The 16,169-nt window shown below is 59.8% G+C and carries 10 protein-coding genes; 6 read left to right on the top strand and 4 right to left on the bottom strand.

Features of this window, described 5'->3' with window-relative positions:
* The first annotated feature begins 553 nt into the window (after nt 1-553).
* Complete coding sequence (gene arsS / locus CLV84_RS20070; protein ID WP_104421635.1) at nt 554-1,627, top strand: arsenosugar biosynthesis radical SAM (seleno)protein ArsS; 1,074 nt, start codon at nt 554-556, stop codon at nt 1,625-1,627.
* Entirely contained in the window at nt 1,624-2,169 is a 546-nt protein-coding gene (locus CLV84_RS20065) for an LOG family protein (RefSeq protein WP_104421634.1), read from the top strand. Before arsS ends, CLV84_RS20065 begins: the two co-directional genes overlap by 4 nt.
* Nucleotides 2,170-2,397: 228 nt before the next feature.
* On the opposite strand, the gene CLV84_RS20060 is transcribed toward CLV84_RS20065, so the two are convergent.
* From CLV84_RS20060 to CLV84_RS20050, 3 genes are all read right to left on the bottom strand, one after another.
* Complete coding sequence (locus tag CLV84_RS20060) at nt 2,398-4,509, bottom strand: prolyl oligopeptidase family serine peptidase (RefSeq protein WP_454557399.1); 2,112 nt, start codon at nt 4,507-4,509, stop codon at nt 2,398-2,400.
* 283 nt (nt 4,510-4,792) lie between these two features.
* Nucleotides 4,793-5,557, bottom strand: coding sequence for a DUF481 domain-containing protein (locus CLV84_RS20055; protein WP_104421633.1), 765 nt, complete (start codon nt 5,555-5,557; stop codon nt 4,793-4,795).
* Between the two features lie 13 nt (nt 5,558-5,570).
* On the bottom strand, nt 5,571-6,143 hold the full coding sequence (locus CLV84_RS20050; protein ID WP_104421632.1) for a DUF6580 family putative transport protein: 573 nt from the start codon (nt 6,141-6,143) through the stop codon (nt 5,571-5,573).
* Between the two features lie 205 nt (nt 6,144-6,348).
* On the opposite strand from CLV84_RS20050, the gene CLV84_RS20045 reads away from it, so the two are divergent.
* Complete coding sequence (locus CLV84_RS20045; protein WP_104421631.1) at nt 6,349-10,227, top strand: S8 family serine peptidase; 3,879 nt, start codon at nt 6,349-6,351, stop codon at nt 10,225-10,227.
* Nucleotides 10,228-10,529: 302 nt separating this feature from the next.
* Here CLV84_RS20045 and typA read toward each other — a convergent pair whose 3' ends face one another.
* Nucleotides 10,530-12,335, bottom strand: coding sequence for a translational GTPase TypA (gene typA, locus CLV84_RS20040; protein WP_104421630.1), 1,806 nt, complete (start codon nt 12,333-12,335; stop codon nt 10,530-10,532).
* Nucleotides 12,336-12,854: 519 nt separating this feature from the next.
* Between typA and CLV84_RS20035 the strand changes: the two genes are divergently transcribed.
* The 3 genes from CLV84_RS20035 (at nt 12,855) to CLV84_RS20025 (ending at nt 16,049) form a co-directional block, all read left to right on the top strand.
* On the top strand, nt 12,855-13,826 hold the full coding sequence (locus CLV84_RS20035; protein ID WP_104421629.1) for an aldo/keto reductase: 972 nt from the start codon (nt 12,855-12,857) through the stop codon (nt 13,824-13,826).
* Entirely contained in the window at nt 13,827-14,642 is an 816-nt protein-coding gene (locus CLV84_RS20030) for a helix-turn-helix domain-containing protein (RefSeq protein ID WP_104421628.1), read from the top strand. It begins immediately after the preceding gene.
* 336 nt (nt 14,643-14,978) lie between these two features.
* Nucleotides 14,979-16,049, top strand: coding sequence for a hypothetical protein (locus CLV84_RS20025; RefSeq protein ID WP_104421627.1), 1,071 nt, complete (start codon nt 14,979-14,981; stop codon nt 16,047-16,049).
* Nucleotides 16,050-16,169 lie beyond the last annotated feature (120 nt).

Raw genomic sequence — 16,169 nt, 5'->3', positions numbered from 1 at the left:
ACTTTTCTCGGGACATTCCTGTTGGCGTTGGTAGCCGGCGGGCAATCCAAAGACCGGAAACGGCAGTACATGCTACAGGGGTTAAAAGCATACCAGACCTTTGTACTTTGTCCCTTGCCCTTTAAAAATTGTACTTCAAAATGTACAATGTCTGAGGTAGGAAGTACGAAGTACAAAGGTCCATCTACAACCCCACGCCATCGAATAACTTTTCTCGGGACATTCCTGTTGGCGTTGGTAGCCGGCGGGCAATCCAAAGACCGGAAACGGCAGTACATGCTACAGGGGTTAAAAGCATACCGGACCTTTGTACTTTGTCCCTTGCCCTTTAAAAATTGTACTTCCAAATGTACAATGTCTGAGGTAGGAAGTACGAAGTGCAAAGGTCCATCTACAACCCCACGCCATCGAATAACTTTTCTCGGGACATTCCTGTTGGCGTTGGTAGCCAGCGGGCAATCCAAAGACCGGAAAGGACAGTATATCCTGCCGGGTTAAAAGCATAACGGACCTTTGTACTTTGTCCTTTACCCTTTAAAAATTGTACTTCCCCATGGGTGTAAAGCAGAAAACCACCAGTCTGAAACGCAAGGGCTCGGACCTGAGCCAGGGCTATGTGCAGCTGAACGTGCTGAACCGCAAGGACGTGGCGGATGCGGAACTGCCGCGCTTTACCGACCGGCTCGCCGAGCTGGGGCACCAGCCCTTTCGTCCCACGGAGATCGAAATCTTCCAGCTGAACATCGGCAAGCTTTGCAATCAGACCTGTGCCCACTGCCACGTCGATGCCGGTCCCGACCGGAAGGAAGAGAATATGGGGCGGGAAGACCTGGAGCTTTGCCTGGAGGTAATCGCCGCCACTCCGTCGATAACTACCGTAGACATCACCGGCGGGGCCCCCGAAATGAATCCCCACTTCCGCTGGTTCGTCGAGGAGTGTACCCAGCTCGGTAAGCAGGTCATCGACCGTTGTAACCTGACCATCATCATGGCTAACCCGAAGTACCGTGACTTGCCCGAATTTTTGGCCCGGCACCGGGTGAATGTCGTATCGAGCCTGCCCTACTTCAGTAAGGGGCGTACCGACGGACAGCGGGGCGACGGCGTTTTCGAGGATTCCATCCAGGCCCTTCAGCTGCTCAACGCCGTTGGTTACGGTAATCCCGAAACCGGCTTGAAACTGGACCTCGTATTCAATCCCTCCGGAGCGTATCTGCCCGGTAAACAGGAGACCCTGCAGGCTGAATTTAAACGGCAACTGGATCGCAAGTACGGTATTGTATTCAACGACTTATACGCCATCACCAATCTGCCGGTGAGCCGCTTCCTGGATTACCTCCTAGAGAGCGGCAACTACACCGAGTATATGCAAAAGCTGGTCGATGCCTACAACCCGGCAACCGTGGAAGGCCTGATGTGCCGCAACACCATCAGCGTGAGTTGGGACGGCTACCTCTACGACTGCGACTTCAACCAGATGCTGGACCTCAAAGTATCCGCCCGCGGCAAACACTTACGTGACTTCGACGCGGAAGCCCTGCGCGACCGGAGCATCGTCATGAACCAGCATTGCTACGGCTGTACCGCGGGGGCGGGCAGTAGTTGCGGCGGAACCGTGACCGCATGAGGGAGTTAAAATCGGTGGCGGTCTTTTGTGGATCCTTCCCGGGGCAAGATCCGGCATACGCCGATGCCGCCCGGGAATTAGCGGCCGAATTGGTTCGCCGCGACATTCGGCTGGTTTACGGAGGGGGGGCCATAGGACTGATGGGCGTGATCGCCGATGAGGTGCTCCAGCTGGGCGGAAACGTGCTGGGCGTCATCCCGCAGTTTTTGCTGGACCGGGAAGTCGGGCACCCCGGACTCACCGAAATGATCGTTACCCAAAGCATGCACGAGCGGAAGCTCCTGATGGCCGAGAACAGCGGTGCATTCATCGCCATGCCCGGCGGTGTCGGCACCCTGGAAGAGATCGTCGAGGTCTTCACCTGGACGCGCATCGGCCTTCACGATAAACCCTGCGGCCTGCTGAATTGCAAAAACTTCTACGGCCACCTGTCGCGGCTGTTCGAGCATATGTCGCGGGAGGGCTTCCTTCGCCCGGAGAACCTCCGCCAGCTGGCCATCGAGGACGATGCCCCTTCCCTGCTGGATCGCTTGGTTGAGTGATCCGGACCCTCGCGGGAGGCTAGACTGCCGGTAGCCCGGTCCGGACCCTCACGGGATGCTGTCGCCACACCCCGAGGTCCTATGCTGGTCACGCTGATTAGCACCTCGGAGTGTCCGATAGGACCTGCGAGTGTGCGTTTAACATGCGGGCCCTAACCGCCGGCGCAGCCCGGCGACTAACAGACTAACAGACTAACAGACTAACCAGCTGGTAAAGCCAGCGATCAATCACCCCTTAACCTGGTAGCTAACCGGCGTATCCGTATTGTAAAAGAAGAAGCTCCACATATCGGCCTGCTCTTCGATGGTCTTGGATATCGGTTTTCCGGCCCCGTGCCCGGCGTCGGTGGCGATGCGGATGAGGACGGGCTTATCACCCGACTGACTGGCCTGTAGCTTCGCGGCGTACTTAAAGCTATGAGCGGGTACGACCCGGTCGTCGTGGTCGGCGGTGGTGACCATGGTGGCAGGATAAGCGGTGCCCTCCTTCAGATTGTGCAGCGGACTGTAGGCACGGAGTACCGGGAACATCGAAGAATCTTCGCTGCTGCCGTATTCGGGGATCCAGCCCTTGCCGACGGTGAATTTGTGGTAGCGGAGCATGTCCATTACCCCGACGGCCGGGAAAGCCACGGCAAAGAGGTCGGGCCGTTGGGTCATGGCGGCGCCGACGAGCAACCCGCCGTTGGAGCCGCCGGCGATTGCCAGCTTTTCTTTGCTGGTGTAGCCTTCGTCGATGAGGTACTCACCGGCCGCGATGAAGTCGTCGAAGACGTTCTGCTTGTTCTTCAGCATGCCGGCCTGGTGCCATTCCTCGCCGTATTCTCCGCCCCCACGCAGGTTGGCCATCGCAAAGACGCCGCCGTTTTCCAGCAGCGGAATCCGCATGACGCTGAAGCTCGGGGAGAGGCTGACGTTGAAGCCACCGTAGCCGTAGAGGTAGGTGGGGTTATTGCCGTCGAGCTCGAGTCCTTTTTTGTGGACTAAGAACATCGTCACCTCGGTGCCATCCTTGCTGATGTACGTCACTTGCTTCTCCTCGTATTCGGAGGGGTCGAACTTCAGCGTGGGCTCGAAGAAGGGGGTGCTCTCGTTGGCCTCGATATCGTACTCGAAGATGGTCGGCGGGTAGATAAAGCTGGTGTAGACGTAAAACAGCTTGTCGTCTTCTTCCTTGCCCCCGAATCCGCCGGCGGAACCGACGCCGGGCAGTTCCACGGCGGTCTTGTTCTCGCCCTCGTAGGTCAGGCGGTAAAAGCGATCCGTGGCCCGTTCCAGGTAGTTGGCGAAGAGGTAGCCGCCGCCGGTGTTCACGCCCTGTAGAAGGCTCTCGGCCTCGGGAATGATCTCGACCCAGCTGCTTTTGCCGGGTTTGTCGAGGTCGATCTTGACCAGGCGGTAGTTGGGCGCCCCGATGTCGGTGAGTACCCAGAAGTTGCGACCGCTTGCGTGGACCACCTGGCTCTTATTCTTGGTGTCTGGGAAAAGGGCGATCGGCTCGATCGCGGCGGGTAACCGTCCGTCACCCGGGAGGGGAAGGTAGTACGTCGCGAAGCCATCGGTGCCCGGCGCGGCGTACATAATGAAGTAGTCCTCCTTTTCGGTGGTGCCGCCGTAGTGGTAGTAGGCGGGATTTTCCGGGTCGGCGTAGATCAGGCGGTCTTCGCTCTGGGGCTGGCCCAGTTGGTGATAATACACCGAGTGGTTCATGTTATTCCCCTTGAGCACGTCGCCCGCCTCCGGGGCGGGGTAGCGGCTGTAAAAGAAGCCGTCGCCGTACCAGCCGGCTCCGCTGAACTTGATCCATTCGAGTTCGTCGTCCATATCCTGGTTCGTGACGATGTCGCGGACGTAGATCTTGTTCCAGTCGCTGCCCGCCTCGCTGCGGCTGTAGGCCATGTAGCGGTTGTCCTGGTCGGCACCGAGCAAGTTGATGCTGGTGGTGCCCTGGGCGTTCAGTGCATTCGGGTCGATGAAGACCTTTTCCTCGCCGTTCATGCCCTCCTTGTAGTAGATCACCGCTTGGTTCTGCAGTCCGTCGTTGCGGCTGTAAAAGTAGTAGTCGCCCACCTTGGAGGGAGAAGAGAGGCGGGGATAGTTAACCAGATCCGTGAGTCGCTGCTCGATGTCCTTGCGGAAGGGGATTTGCTCGAGGTAACCGAAGGTGGCACTGTTTTCACGTTGTACCCAGTCCTTGGTTTCGGGGCTGTTGTCATCCTCCAGCCAGCGATACTCGTCCTTTACGGTGGTACCAAAATACGCTTCTTCGGTGCTGTCGGTGCGGGTATCGGGGTAGCTTACGGGGATGGCGGGGTGGTTCGCTTCAGTCATAGATTCCATTTCTTTCCCGCAGCCTGCGAGGACAAGACACAGTAAGGGGAGGTAGCATAACTTGTTCATGGCTTTTTGGTTGGGCTGGCTAAAGATAGCGGACGGCGCGATAGGAAGATCGTAAAGCGGCCGGACACTCGCGGGTCGCTATCCCCACACCCCGAAGTCCTGTGCCCGTAGTGTTCATTAGCACCTCGGAGTGTCCGAAGGACCTGCGAGGGTGCGGATAACCAACTGCGAGTGCGCGGGTAATTAACCGCGAGCGCGCCCGTAACCACCTGCGAGCGTGTGCTCAAAAGCTATACCGCAACCCATTAATCCACTCATAAGTGGTATTCGGCACATCCGGCAAGCCCTGATTGAGGAGGGGGTCGTGGGTGAGGCTGAAGCTGGTCTGGACGGATAGGCGGGTGGTCACCTTTAGCGACAGCGAGGTCACCGTAGAGATGCGCGGCATTTGGAAGTCGGGTAGCACCGGTTGGTAGTAGGTGGTATTGGAGACCGAAAGCTGTTCCCAGGGGTAGAGGTTAAAGCTCAGGTAGGAGCTCAGCCGATGACTCCGGTAGATGATTTCCCCTTCGGCGACCTCGTCATACTCGTACATGTAGAGGGTGCCGAGGTAGACGCGGTTGTTGTCGATGGAGAGGACCTTTAGCCGCGGACCGGTACCCAGCAGGCCGCGCAGCTGCAGCCGGATCTGTTCGTTGTACTGGAGCTGACCGAAGGTTTCCCACCGCCACTTGTCGCTGAGGTAGTAGGCGTGCCGCAGGTGACCGAAGCCGGCGTTAAGGGCGTTGTCGCCGCTGACCTGCACGAGTTTGTAATCCGCGATACCGAGGAGGGAGTTGGTCCGCCCCTTGCGATCGACGCGGATGGCGCCGTTCACGCTGATCACCTGGTTGACGTTGCGGGTCAGGTTAGCGCCTAGGTCGATCTGTCCGTACCAACCGACCGTGTCGAAGCCCTTTCGCTTGTCTTCGATGTTAACGATTTGCGCCGTTGCGCGGGTGCAAAAGAGCACCAGGCAAAGCAAGGGAATCCGGTAGATCCAATTCATCAAATCAGCAGAATTAAGCCCGCTCCCGCGCTCCGGCGCCCATAGGATCCGCAGCCAGGTAGCGCGCCCCACCGAAGAGCAAGCCCGCGAAAAAGACGTTCCCCGCCGCGCTGTTCAGCAGGAAGGGGAGGCCGGCGGCGTAGGCGGCCAGTAAACCGCTGCCGGACTGCGGGTATATGGACGACCCCAGCCACACTCCGAAGTTGGTGAGCAGGAAAAAGACGAGGGTGCCGCTGACGGTAGCGCCGCCGATGCGTAACCAGCTGAAATCCCGGTTGCGCAGCAGCCCGAATCCTAGCAGGATGGTGAGGAGGAAGCCAACGTATACCCAGCTGCTGAAGCCCCAGTAAAAGCCGTTGTAATACTCGGCATAAAAAAGGTTGTTCAGCGCCAAGTCGCTCAGGTAGAGCGCCGCGAAGGGGACCACGAAGGCCATCCACCGCCGCTGGAAGGTAGCCGCCCCGAAAAGCGCCATCGCACCCACCGGACCGAAATTCGGCCAGTGCGGCAGCAGGCGGCTGGCGGCGGCGAGTAAGATCATCGTAATCAGCAGCGGAAAGTACCGCCGGGTCAGGGTCACGGACATATGCGTATTCTATTCGGCGACAAAGATAAACACTCTGGCGCGGCCCCCGCGACCGTCTGGGACATTCTCGCTGCGGGCTGCTTTTTTTCGAGCAAATAATTCACCGACCGGGTAACGGAGCGAAAAACAAGGAGATAAAATGACACGATGCTTGTTCCGACGCGTAGTCGGATAAGGCCCGTAATTCACTTTAAATCCATCAATCATGCCAGACAATACCCTCACCCGCTACGTCCTTACTCCCCGCAACGAATCCGGTCCGGTAGCCCTGCCGGAAAGCGACGACCTCCGCGTAGTGGCCAACCTCGATCGCGGCGTCCTGGTTGACGCCGCCATGACGCAGGAACTCGATGCCCTCGCTAAGCGTGGCTGGCGCGTCAAGCAACTCACTGATCCCCACACCATCAAACTGTTCACTTACGAGATCGATACCAAATCCGGTAGCACGCCCGAGCTACCCGAAATGCTTACGCTGGAGAGCCGCCCGGAAACGGAAGACACGGATACCGATATCAACCACCTAGTTCAGTTTGTCGGTCCGATCCAGGAATCCTGGTTGAGCATCGTCAGCTCCCGCGGCGTGCGGCTGGTGGAACCCGTGGGCCCCTACGCCTATTTCGTGCGTGCCGACCGCGAAACGGTGACGGCACTACGCAACCTCCCCTTCGTAGCCTGGACCGGGCGCTTCGAACCCGGCTACAAGGTCAATCCCCTACTGATGGACGCCGACCGGGTGAAGTCGCTCACCGACGAGGACACGGAAGCCGACCGGGACGGACTAGGCGCCATCGAAGGCGTCGATATCGGGGTGCTCGCCGACGGAGCGGTCGAGGCCATCGCCGCCCGGGTGGAGGCCCTGGGAGGCACCGTACAGGCTGTCGCGGCCCCATCCGCCGATGCGTACCGGAGTATTACCGCTTCGATCATGGGCCCGGACGCCCTGGCCGAATTGGCCGCCCACCCGGACGTTCGCTGGGTGGACGTCATTCGCCGCCCGGTGCTGGAAGACGAACGCACCGCCCAGATCGCCTACGAAGACCTCGACGGGACGCCCGCCCCGAACACCGCCCCCAATCCGGGCTACGCGGGCAACCTCGGCACCCTGGGCGTGACCGGCAACGGCGTAACCATTGCGATCTGTGATTCCGGGATCGATACGAACGTCGCTGCTACAATCCACGCCGATTTGAACGGCCGGCTCGCCTTCGCCGTGGACGGCGCAGGCAGCGCACTTACTTCGGGTGACTCGGACGGACACGGTACCCACGTAGCCGGTATCGCGGCGGGCAACGGTGCCTCGGGGAATACCGACCCCCAGGGTTTCCTGCTCGGCCAGGGTGTCGCTCCCGGCGCCCGGGTGGGCAGCTTATTCTTCAACGGTTCACGCCAGCAGCGCCTCCAGACCGCCGCACAGCAGGGCGCGCAGATCATCAATAATTCGTACGCCCTGGACGGCTCCACCTACGGGGCCGGTGACCGGACCTTCGACCTCGCCGTGCGGGACGCTGACTCCACGACGACCGACGTCAATCCGCTGGTCGTGGTCTTCTCCGCCGGCAACAGCGGCCCCGGCCCCGGTACCTGCACCAAAGCGGTAAAGAACGCCTTCGTCGTGGGGAACTCATTGAATGCCCGACCGAGCGAGGGCGATATCGATGACATTCGCGGTCTGCGGACCGATTCTTCCCGCGGTCCCTCGGCGGACGGGCGCTTACTACCCAATATCGCTGCCCCCGGCACGGACGTCATCAGCGCCCGCGGAAGCGTTTCCGGCCGTAGCGCCTACGTCGATACCGGCGGTACCTCCCATCCCAACCATACGCGTATGAGCGGCACCTCCATGGCCGCCCCCGTGGTTTCCGGCATGTGTGCCCTGCTTATCGACTGGTGGCGGCAGACCCGGGGTGGGGCTACGCCCAGTCCCGCGCTCTTACGTGCTTTCCTCACCGTGAGTACGGAATCGATGGCCGGGGGACCGGATCGCAACGGCGGGACGATCGCCGCCGGTCCGAACACCGACGTAGGGTGGGGCAGGGTCTCCCTCGAGAACAGCCTCCTCCAGACGCCGGCCAGCGACCGGGGACCGAAAATCTTCCTCGATCAGCGACACGCCTTTACTGCCACGGGACAGGAGTACCGCATCCGGGTGGCGGCCGCCGACCCCACCTTACCGCTCCGCATCGCGGTGGCCTGGACGGACGCCGCCGGCGCGGTGGGCGCTAATCCCGCGCTAGTGAACGACCTGGACCTGGAGGTGACCCAGATCAGCTCCGGCAATCTTTTCCGCGGTAATGTGTTTGGGAACAACGGCTTCTCGGCCACCGGTGGCGCCACGGATGCCCTGAACAATCTGGAATGCGTATTCATCCAGAACCCCAGCGGCGTGTATGAAGTCGCCGTGGTGGCCGGCAACATTGCCGCTTCCGCTCGTCCCGACATAGCCGGGCTGTGGCAGGACTTCGCCCTGGTTATCGATAACGGCGAGGTTCCGGCCGCCGATCCGGTCAGCGTCGTTGCCGTGCTGGATCGCTCCAGTTCCATGCAGACCTTCGGTTACGTCGACGTGACCCGGCAGACGTCCCGCCAGTTCATCGATCTGCTCTCCGTGGACGATTCCATCGGCGTGGTCAGCTTCGGAAGTACGGGTAGCCAGGATTATCCCACCACCGGCGGTCCGACGGCCATTACCGGGGCTTCGATTCGGGACGCGGCCAAATCGGCGGTGGACGGACTTACCTTCGACGGCTGCACCTACATGGGCGACGGCATCCAACGGGCCGGCTCCATGCTGACTGCGGCGGGTTCGCGCCGGGCCATGGTGCTCCTTTCCGATGGGTACGATAATAAGGGCTGTGACGCGGGCAACCCCACCAAACCGGGAGCACTGGACGCGGCAACGGCCCTCCCCGCCGATCTGCCCGTCTACAGTTGTGCCATGGGCCCTGCCTCCGACCAGAATTTGCTCGCGAGTGTAGCCGATACGACCGACGGTCGCTACTACTTCATGCCTACGATTGACGACCTGTTCGAGATCTACAACTACATCCGCGGTCAGGTAACCGGGGAAGGCGTGATCATCAACGAATCCGCGATGGCCTCCGTTTCCCAGGTGCGCGGACTGGTAGATAGCTGCGCCGATACGGCCGTCTTCACCGTAGCCTGGCATGACGAATCCATGCGGTACCGCCCCAGCGCTCCGAAGGGCTCCCAGGATATCGCCGTGCGCCTCCGAACCCCGAGCGGGCGCTGGCTTCCCTACTCCGCCACGGAGTACGTACGCACGGTGGGCTCCGGCTACGTGAGCTTCCAGCTCCAGGATCCCCAGCCGGGGATGTGGACCGTGGAGGTAGCCACCGCCCGTCGACAGCATACACCCTATACCGTGGGTGGCTTCGTGCGTAGTGGAGTAGGGCTCCAACTGGAGGCACCGAAGCGTGTTTACGCGGGTCGACCAATTGATCTGCGGCTGAGCGTCACCGACGGCAAAGGCCCCGTATCCGGTGTCAAAGTGCAGGCTACCGTCGCGGCTCCCCGCTACCGCACCGACGAACTGATCCGCAAGGTTGCTGACCGGCTGGATAAGGTAAAACTACCCGATACCGTGCGCAAAGACTTTGGTGACAACCCGCGCCGCTACGATCTAGCCCGCCTCGTCCTCTACCGCGACCAATTGCGCGCTGAAAGCGGTACGGACTTTCTCGCTCCATCCATCACCCGCCTCGAGATGGGTTCCGGTAACGGTAAAGCCATCCAAACCAATGGAAGTAACGGTTCCAACTACACGATCGCCTCGGGCCGTCTAACCACCGCTGCCGCTGGCACCCTGACGACTACGCTGGTCCGACCGACCGTAACCGCCGCCGGTCCGCCGATCATCCCCACGGACCTCGGCCGCATCATCGATTTCCGGGATATTAAGCGACCTACTAATCCGGGCTACACCACTGGCCGGTTCACCGACACCCGCATCCCCGGCAGTTATACCCTGGCCGTGAAAGTCACCGGATACAGTGCCGCCTGCCATTCCCGCTTCGTTCGCCACGACCTATTATCCGTAGCGGTAGCCGATCCGCAACTTATCTAATCGAAAAGATAGTAGGATTGTATACGTCAAGTCCTGGATAGCTTTTTGCTTTGCAAAGGCTATCCAGGACTTACGTATTCCGACGAAAAGAACTCATCTATTTCGGGCACAGGTTCAAAAGAGCCCCGCCAAAGCCATTACCCGCCGAAGGCGACTGAAACGGCGAAGCCGGGGAAGAGACTACCCGCCGAAGGCGACTATGAACTACCGACTAACCGCCGAAGGCGACTAACAGACTACCCACTAACTGGCGAAGCCGACTAAAAGACTACCCACTAACCGGCAAAGCCGACTAAAAAAAATCACATAGTAATTTTTTCCCCACGCTTCCGCTCGGCCTCCCGCAGCAACGTTTTCCGCAGCCGCAGGCTTTCCGGCGTTACTTCCACGTACTCGTCGGCCTGGATATACTCCAGTGCTTCTTCGAGGGAGAATTTCCGGGGCGGTACCAGGCGGGCCTTGTCGTCGTTACCCGAGGAGCGCATGTTGGTGAGCTTCTTGGTCTTCGTCACGTTGATCACGAGGTCTGCCGCGCGGCTGTTCTCGCCGATCACCTGGCCTTCGTAGATCTCCTCGTTGGCGTCGATGAAAAAGCGGCCGCGATCCTGGAGGTTGTTGATGGAGTAGGGGATGGCTTTGCCGTTCTCCATGGAGATCAGCGAGCCGTTCAGGCGACCGGGAATCTCACCGCGGTGCGGCTGGAACTCCTTGAAGCGGTGCGTCATGATGGCCTCGCCCTGGGTGGCCGTGAGCATATTGGAGCGCAGACCGATGATGCCGCGGCTGGGAATCTCGAACTCCAGGACGATCCGCTCACCCTTCGGGGTCATGCTCAGCATTTGTCCCTTACGCTGGGTGACCATGTTGATGGCGGTGCCGGACATTTCGTCGGGCAAGTCGATCGTCAGTTCCTCGACGGGTTCCTGCTTCACGCCGTCAATTTCTTTTACGATAACCTGGGGCTGGCCGATTTGCAGCTCGTAGCCCTCGCGGCGCATCGTCTCGATCAGTACGGAAAGGTGCATGACGCCCCGACCGAATACCTTGAACTTGTCGGCGGTGTCGCCATCCTCTACCCGCAGGGCGAGGTTGCGCTCTAGCTCGGCGGTCAGGCGGTCCTTGATGTGGCGGCTGGTGACGTACTTGCCTTCCTTGCCAAAGAAGGGGCTGTCGTTGATGGTGAACACCATGCTCAGCGTCGGCTCGTCGATGGCGATGGTGGGCAGCGCCTCGGGGTTCTCGCCGTCGGCGATCGTGTCACCGATCTCGAAGCCTTCCACGCCGAAGACCGCGCAGATGTCGCCGGTCTGGACCTCTTCCACTTCCGTGCGGCCGAAGCCTTCGTAGACGTAGAGGTTGCGGACGCGCTGTTTCGTTTCCTCGCCTTCGCGGTTGATCAGGGTGACCGACTGGTTGCGCTTCAGCGTACCGCGGCTCAGTTTGCCAATGGCCATGCGGCCGATGTACTTGCTGAATTCGATGCTGGTGACCAACATCTGGGTGTTGCCGTCCTTGATCTCCGCCTCGGGCACGTGCTCCAGGATGGCGTCGAGCAGGGGCAGGATGGTTTCGGTGGGTTTCCGCCAGTCTTCGCTCATCCAGCCGTTCTTGGCCGAACCGTAGATGGTGGGGAAGTTGAGTTGCTCCTCGGTGGCGTCCAGGCTGAACATCAGGTCGAAGACCATCTCGTGCACCTCCTCGGGGGTACAGTTGGGCTTGTCGACTTTATTGACGACTACCAGCGGGTTGAGGCCGAGCTTGAGGGCCTTATCCATTACGAAGCGGGTCTGCGGCATGGGGCCTTCGAAGGCGTCCACGAGCAGCAGCACGCCGTCGGCCATATTAAGGACGCGTTCCACCTCACCGCCGAAATCCGCGTGACCGGGGGTGTCGATGATGTTGATCTTCGTGCCCTTGTACTGGATGGAAACGTTCTTGGCCAGGATGGTGATGCCGCGCTCGCGCTCCTGGTCGTTGCTGTCCATGATCAGCTCACCGGGGTTTTCGTGATCGCCGAAGAGTTGCCCGGCGAGGAGCATTTTGTCCACGAGGGTAGTCTTCCCGTGGTCGACGTGGGCGATGATAGCGATGTTGCGAATGGACTGCATAAGACGGTTGGCTTTTGGGGGTGCCGGTTTAAGCGCGCAAAGGTACGGCTTTTTTAATTGAGAAAGTGGTGGATTGTGGAAGGACTGAATTAGTGAATGGGTGAAGGACTGAATTAGTGAATGGGCCGGCGGGGTAGGAGTTGTCGCTGGCGGAGTTAGCAGTTATGTACGTAGGGTAGTGCGTATTTCACTTTATTTGCGCCTCCTATTCCGAAAAGCTCTTACCCCCTCATTCCGGAGCTGAAATCCACGCGGGAGCGGAAAACCTTCCAGAACGCTGCCCCCCCTTTGATACGTCAACGTGGGCGACACCCGCAGCTCGAAATCTCCCCTGCCGCCCCGGGACAGCAGGCGTCTGTGCCAGCATTACCTATTGGATGCATTGATGATTGGGTGGGGGGAGGAGGGGGCGACCCACCCCGCATACCCGGGAAGCTGCAGTGATTTCTGGACCGTACAAACAACTAAATTGAACCCTACGCGAAAATGCGCCGGCCCGCCCCCCGCTACCTTCGCCGAATGAAAATCAGTTCTACCATTCAACTAGGCCAGCACGGCCCTATTGTATCTAAGCTAGGCCTTGGCTGCATGCGCATGTCGGCTATCTGGGGTGGCTCCACCCCGGACGAAGCGGAAAGCATCGCCACCATCCGGGAAGCCCTCGCCCGGGGCATTACGTTCCTCAACACCGGCGACTTCTACGGCGCCGGCCATAACGAGCTGCTGATCGGCAAAGCCATCCGGGGCAGGCGCGACGAGGCCTTCATCAGCGTGAAATTCGGAGCGATATTCCACAACGGTCAGCCGATTGGCATGGACCTGCGCCCCGTCGCCATCAAGAACTTCGTCAACTACTCCCTGACCCGCCTGGGCATCGACACCATCGACCTCTACCAGCCCAGCCGGATGGACGGCAGCGTGCCGGTGGCGGACATCATCGGCACGGTCGCCGACCTGATACAGGAAGGGAAGGTGCGCCGCGTCGGCGTATCGGAGATCACGGCGGACCAGCTGCGGGAAGCCCATAGCATCCACCCGATCAGCGCGCTGGAGATCGGCTACTCCCTGGCTGACCGGCAGATCGAACGCGAGCTGCTGCCTACGGCAAAGGAATTGGGCATCGCCGTCGTCGCCTTCGCCAATACGGCGGAGGGCCTGCTGATCGGTGACCTGCAGGCCCCCCTGCCCGCGGATGATTACCGGCGCCACTTCACCCGTTTTCAGGGGGAAAACCTGGTGCATAACCTGAAGAAGGTGGACGTACTGAAGCAGCTGGCGCACGGTAAGAGATGCACGCCCACCCAGCTGGCCATTGCCTGGGTGAACGCTCAGGACGATCACATCATGCCGCTGGTCAGCATGAGTCGTCGGTCGCGGCTGCCGGAAAACATCGCGGCGCTGGACATTGCCTTCACTCCCGAGGAGATGCATACCCTGAACGCTACCTTCGCGGTAGGCGAGATCGCCGGTGGCACGTACTTGCAACGCTAAATGGAGAGTCCAGCAGAGATCATTCCCGGGGTGCTTTTCTATTCCTACCTGTCCGCCGAGCGCAGGGAGAAGGTAGGCTTCTGGAAACACCATACCCTGATCCTGCAGGTCTCCGGACAGTTCGTCCTGGAAACCCCGGCCCAAACGATCTCCATGACCGGCGGTGAGCTGCTGCTCATCGGCAAAAACCAGGTCGGCACCCTTACCAAAACCCCGCTGCCCGGAGCGAACTACGAAACCATCGTGATCTCCCTCGAGGAGGAGTTGCTGCGCAGGATCGTACGGGAAGAAAAGATCGAAACGGATGGGAAGTACGTCGGTCCGCCCAACGTCCTGATCCCCGCCAACCCCTACCTGCAGGGGTACTTTCAGTCTATCGTCCCCTACGCCCGCAGCTCCGGCACGACCATGACCGACGCGTTGGGCATCCTGAAGGTCAGGGAGGCCGTCAAACTCCTCCTGCTCGCCCGCCCCGAGCTGCGCAACTTCCTCTTCCACCAGCCGGAGCCCCATAAGATCGACCTCGCGGGCTTCATGCGCACCAACTACCACTACAACCTCCCCCTGGCCCGCTTCGCCCAGCTCACCGGCCGCAGCCTCTCCGCCTTCAAGCGTGACTTCCGGAAGACCTTCGACGCGCCCCCGCGCCAGTGGCTCCAGGAAATGCGCCTGGAACAAGCCCGCTACCTCCTGGAAATTAAACACCAAACGCCCTCCGCCATCTACCTCGACCTGGGCTTTGAGAGCCTGTCGCACTTCTCGCATGCCTTTAAGCAGCGGTTCGGGAAGTCGCCGCGGGAGTATTTGGGTGGGTAGGGGGGAGGTCTTGATGGCGGCGCGGCGCGGCTGCTGCGGGTGAGGCGTAGGTTGGGATTATCACCTTGGCCAGCTACCATAATTTAACCTACTTTCTTACCCGATTCCAGACCCTTTGTACGCGCTATTGATCAAATAGCACTATCTTATCATAGACCGGTAAATGAGTCCATGTTACCCCGCAAAGCGGCGCGTTTTTGAACTTGAACGGGCAGGAATAGGGCTTATACCTGCCATTAGCCATAAGTAATCTACCCGTAAGGGAGACTGCCGGCTTTACATTCCCCTGCTTTATCCATTCAACCTTCCTGACCAACAGGAGCGCAAACCGAGGAAATGAACATGCATACGGATCGTACTACAGAACGCGGCACCCGATCGGCGGCAAACCACCATTCCCGCAAGCAGCAGCCCGCTGATACGGCCCGGCAGGTGAACGACGAGCGGCCGCAAACCCTGGTACTAAAGCAGTTGAAAGCTTTGACGAAGGATACGGGACGGAATGACCTAAAGGCGCTTCGAGGGAATGTCCCGCAGCCCACTGCCGCAACCGGCGTACAGCCCGTCATCCAGCGCGTGCTTGTTGGAATGCCCGCCGTCGACACCTATCTCGTCCACCACCTGAAGGCAGGTGACGATCCAGGATGGATGGTGGTAGCCGTCCAGGAACGTACACTGACGGTGGCAAAGGGCGAGCGCAGGCTGACGATTGATTATCCTAGTTTTGACTGGAGCACCGTGGAAACCGCGGAGGAAGGACGCCAGCTTTTCCTGAAGGACGACAAAGAGTGGAGCCCGGAGCAACTCCGCCAATGGGCCATGTTTCAGTACACGGCTACGAAGTACAAAGCCATCAATACGATCGTGAGCGGAAAGGATGAGGGTGGGCAGACGGAAAAAGACTTAGACTTTCGCTTCAGCATTACGCCGGGAACCCCACCCGAGATGACGACCCGGCGACTGATCCTCCTCCTGCGGGAAACCCTTCACGACCTGCCCGGACCGGCCAAAACGGTCACCACGCTAACCAAGGGGGTTAACCTGGAGGAGCACGACAAGATCCCCCCCCGCTATACGGTTGGCGATCATACGGTCGGCCAGGAATTCGTGGTTGAAGAATTTACGAGTACTTCTACCGGAAACCCGTTTACCGACCGGGATTCCCTTATCGTCTACGAAGGGGTAGATCAAGTGCCACACACCGGCAAACCCGTTCCCGAGGGATATACCCCCAGTGGCAACGAGGGCGAGGTGCTCTTCCCCCCCGGCCTGAAATACCGGGTGGAAGAAGTAGCTGACCGGGGTACGGAGCGATTCGGCCAATTGCTGCAGGCCCACGGGATCATGGTAGAACCACCCAAGCTAAAACGAATCGTTCGGGTACGGCTGCTTCCTTCGAATCAATAAGTAAGGTATCAACTGCACTGCTCCGAAGATGGGCCGTGAAGGTGGTATCCCTCTTTACATAATACCACTAGCCAATATAAGCTCAACTACACCGCTTGGACCACCTGCAGGTTTCGTATT

This window comes from Neolewinella xylanilytica, assembly GCF_002934605.1.
In the GTDB taxonomy this organism is placed as follows: Bacteria; Bacteroidota; Bacteroidia; order Chitinophagales; family Saprospiraceae; genus Neolewinella; species Neolewinella xylanilytica.
This window is presented reverse-complemented; position numbering and strand designations above follow the sequence as displayed.

What these genes read in the sequence shown, in the direction of transcription:
- arsS (WP_104421635.1), top strand. Translation starts at nt 554, where the DNA reads ATGGGTGTAAAGCAGAAAACCACCAGTCTGAAACGCAAGGGCTCGGAC.
- CLV84_RS20065 (WP_104421634.1), top strand. Translation starts at nt 1,624, where the DNA reads ATGAGGGAGTTAAAATCGGTGGCGGTCTTTTGTGGATCCTTCCCGGGG.
- CLV84_RS20060 (WP_454557399.1), bottom strand. Translation starts at nt 4,509, where the DNA reads ATGGAATCTATGACTGAAGCGAACCACCCCGCCATCCCCGTAAGCTAC.
- CLV84_RS20055 (WP_104421633.1), bottom strand. Translation starts at nt 5,557, where the DNA reads ATGAATTGGATCTACCGGATTCCCTTGCTTTGCCTGGTGCTCTTTTGC.
- CLV84_RS20050 (WP_104421632.1), bottom strand. Translation starts at nt 6,143, where the DNA reads ATGTCCGTGACCCTGACCCGGCGGTACTTTCCGCTGCTGATTACGATG.
- CLV84_RS20045 (WP_104421631.1), top strand. Translation starts at nt 6,349, where the DNA reads ATGCCAGACAATACCCTCACCCGCTACGTCCTTACTCCCCGCAACGAA.
- typA (WP_104421630.1), bottom strand. Translation starts at nt 12,335, where the DNA reads ATGCAGTCCATTCGCAACATCGCTATCATCGCCCACGTCGACCACGGG.
- CLV84_RS20035 (WP_104421629.1), top strand. Translation starts at nt 12,855, where the DNA reads ATGAAAATCAGTTCTACCATTCAACTAGGCCAGCACGGCCCTATTGTA.
- CLV84_RS20030 (WP_104421628.1), top strand. Translation starts at nt 13,827, where the DNA reads ATGGAGAGTCCAGCAGAGATCATTCCCGGGGTGCTTTTCTATTCCTAC.
- CLV84_RS20025 (WP_104421627.1), top strand. Translation starts at nt 14,979, where the DNA reads ATGAACATGCATACGGATCGTACTACAGAACGCGGCACCCGATCGGCG.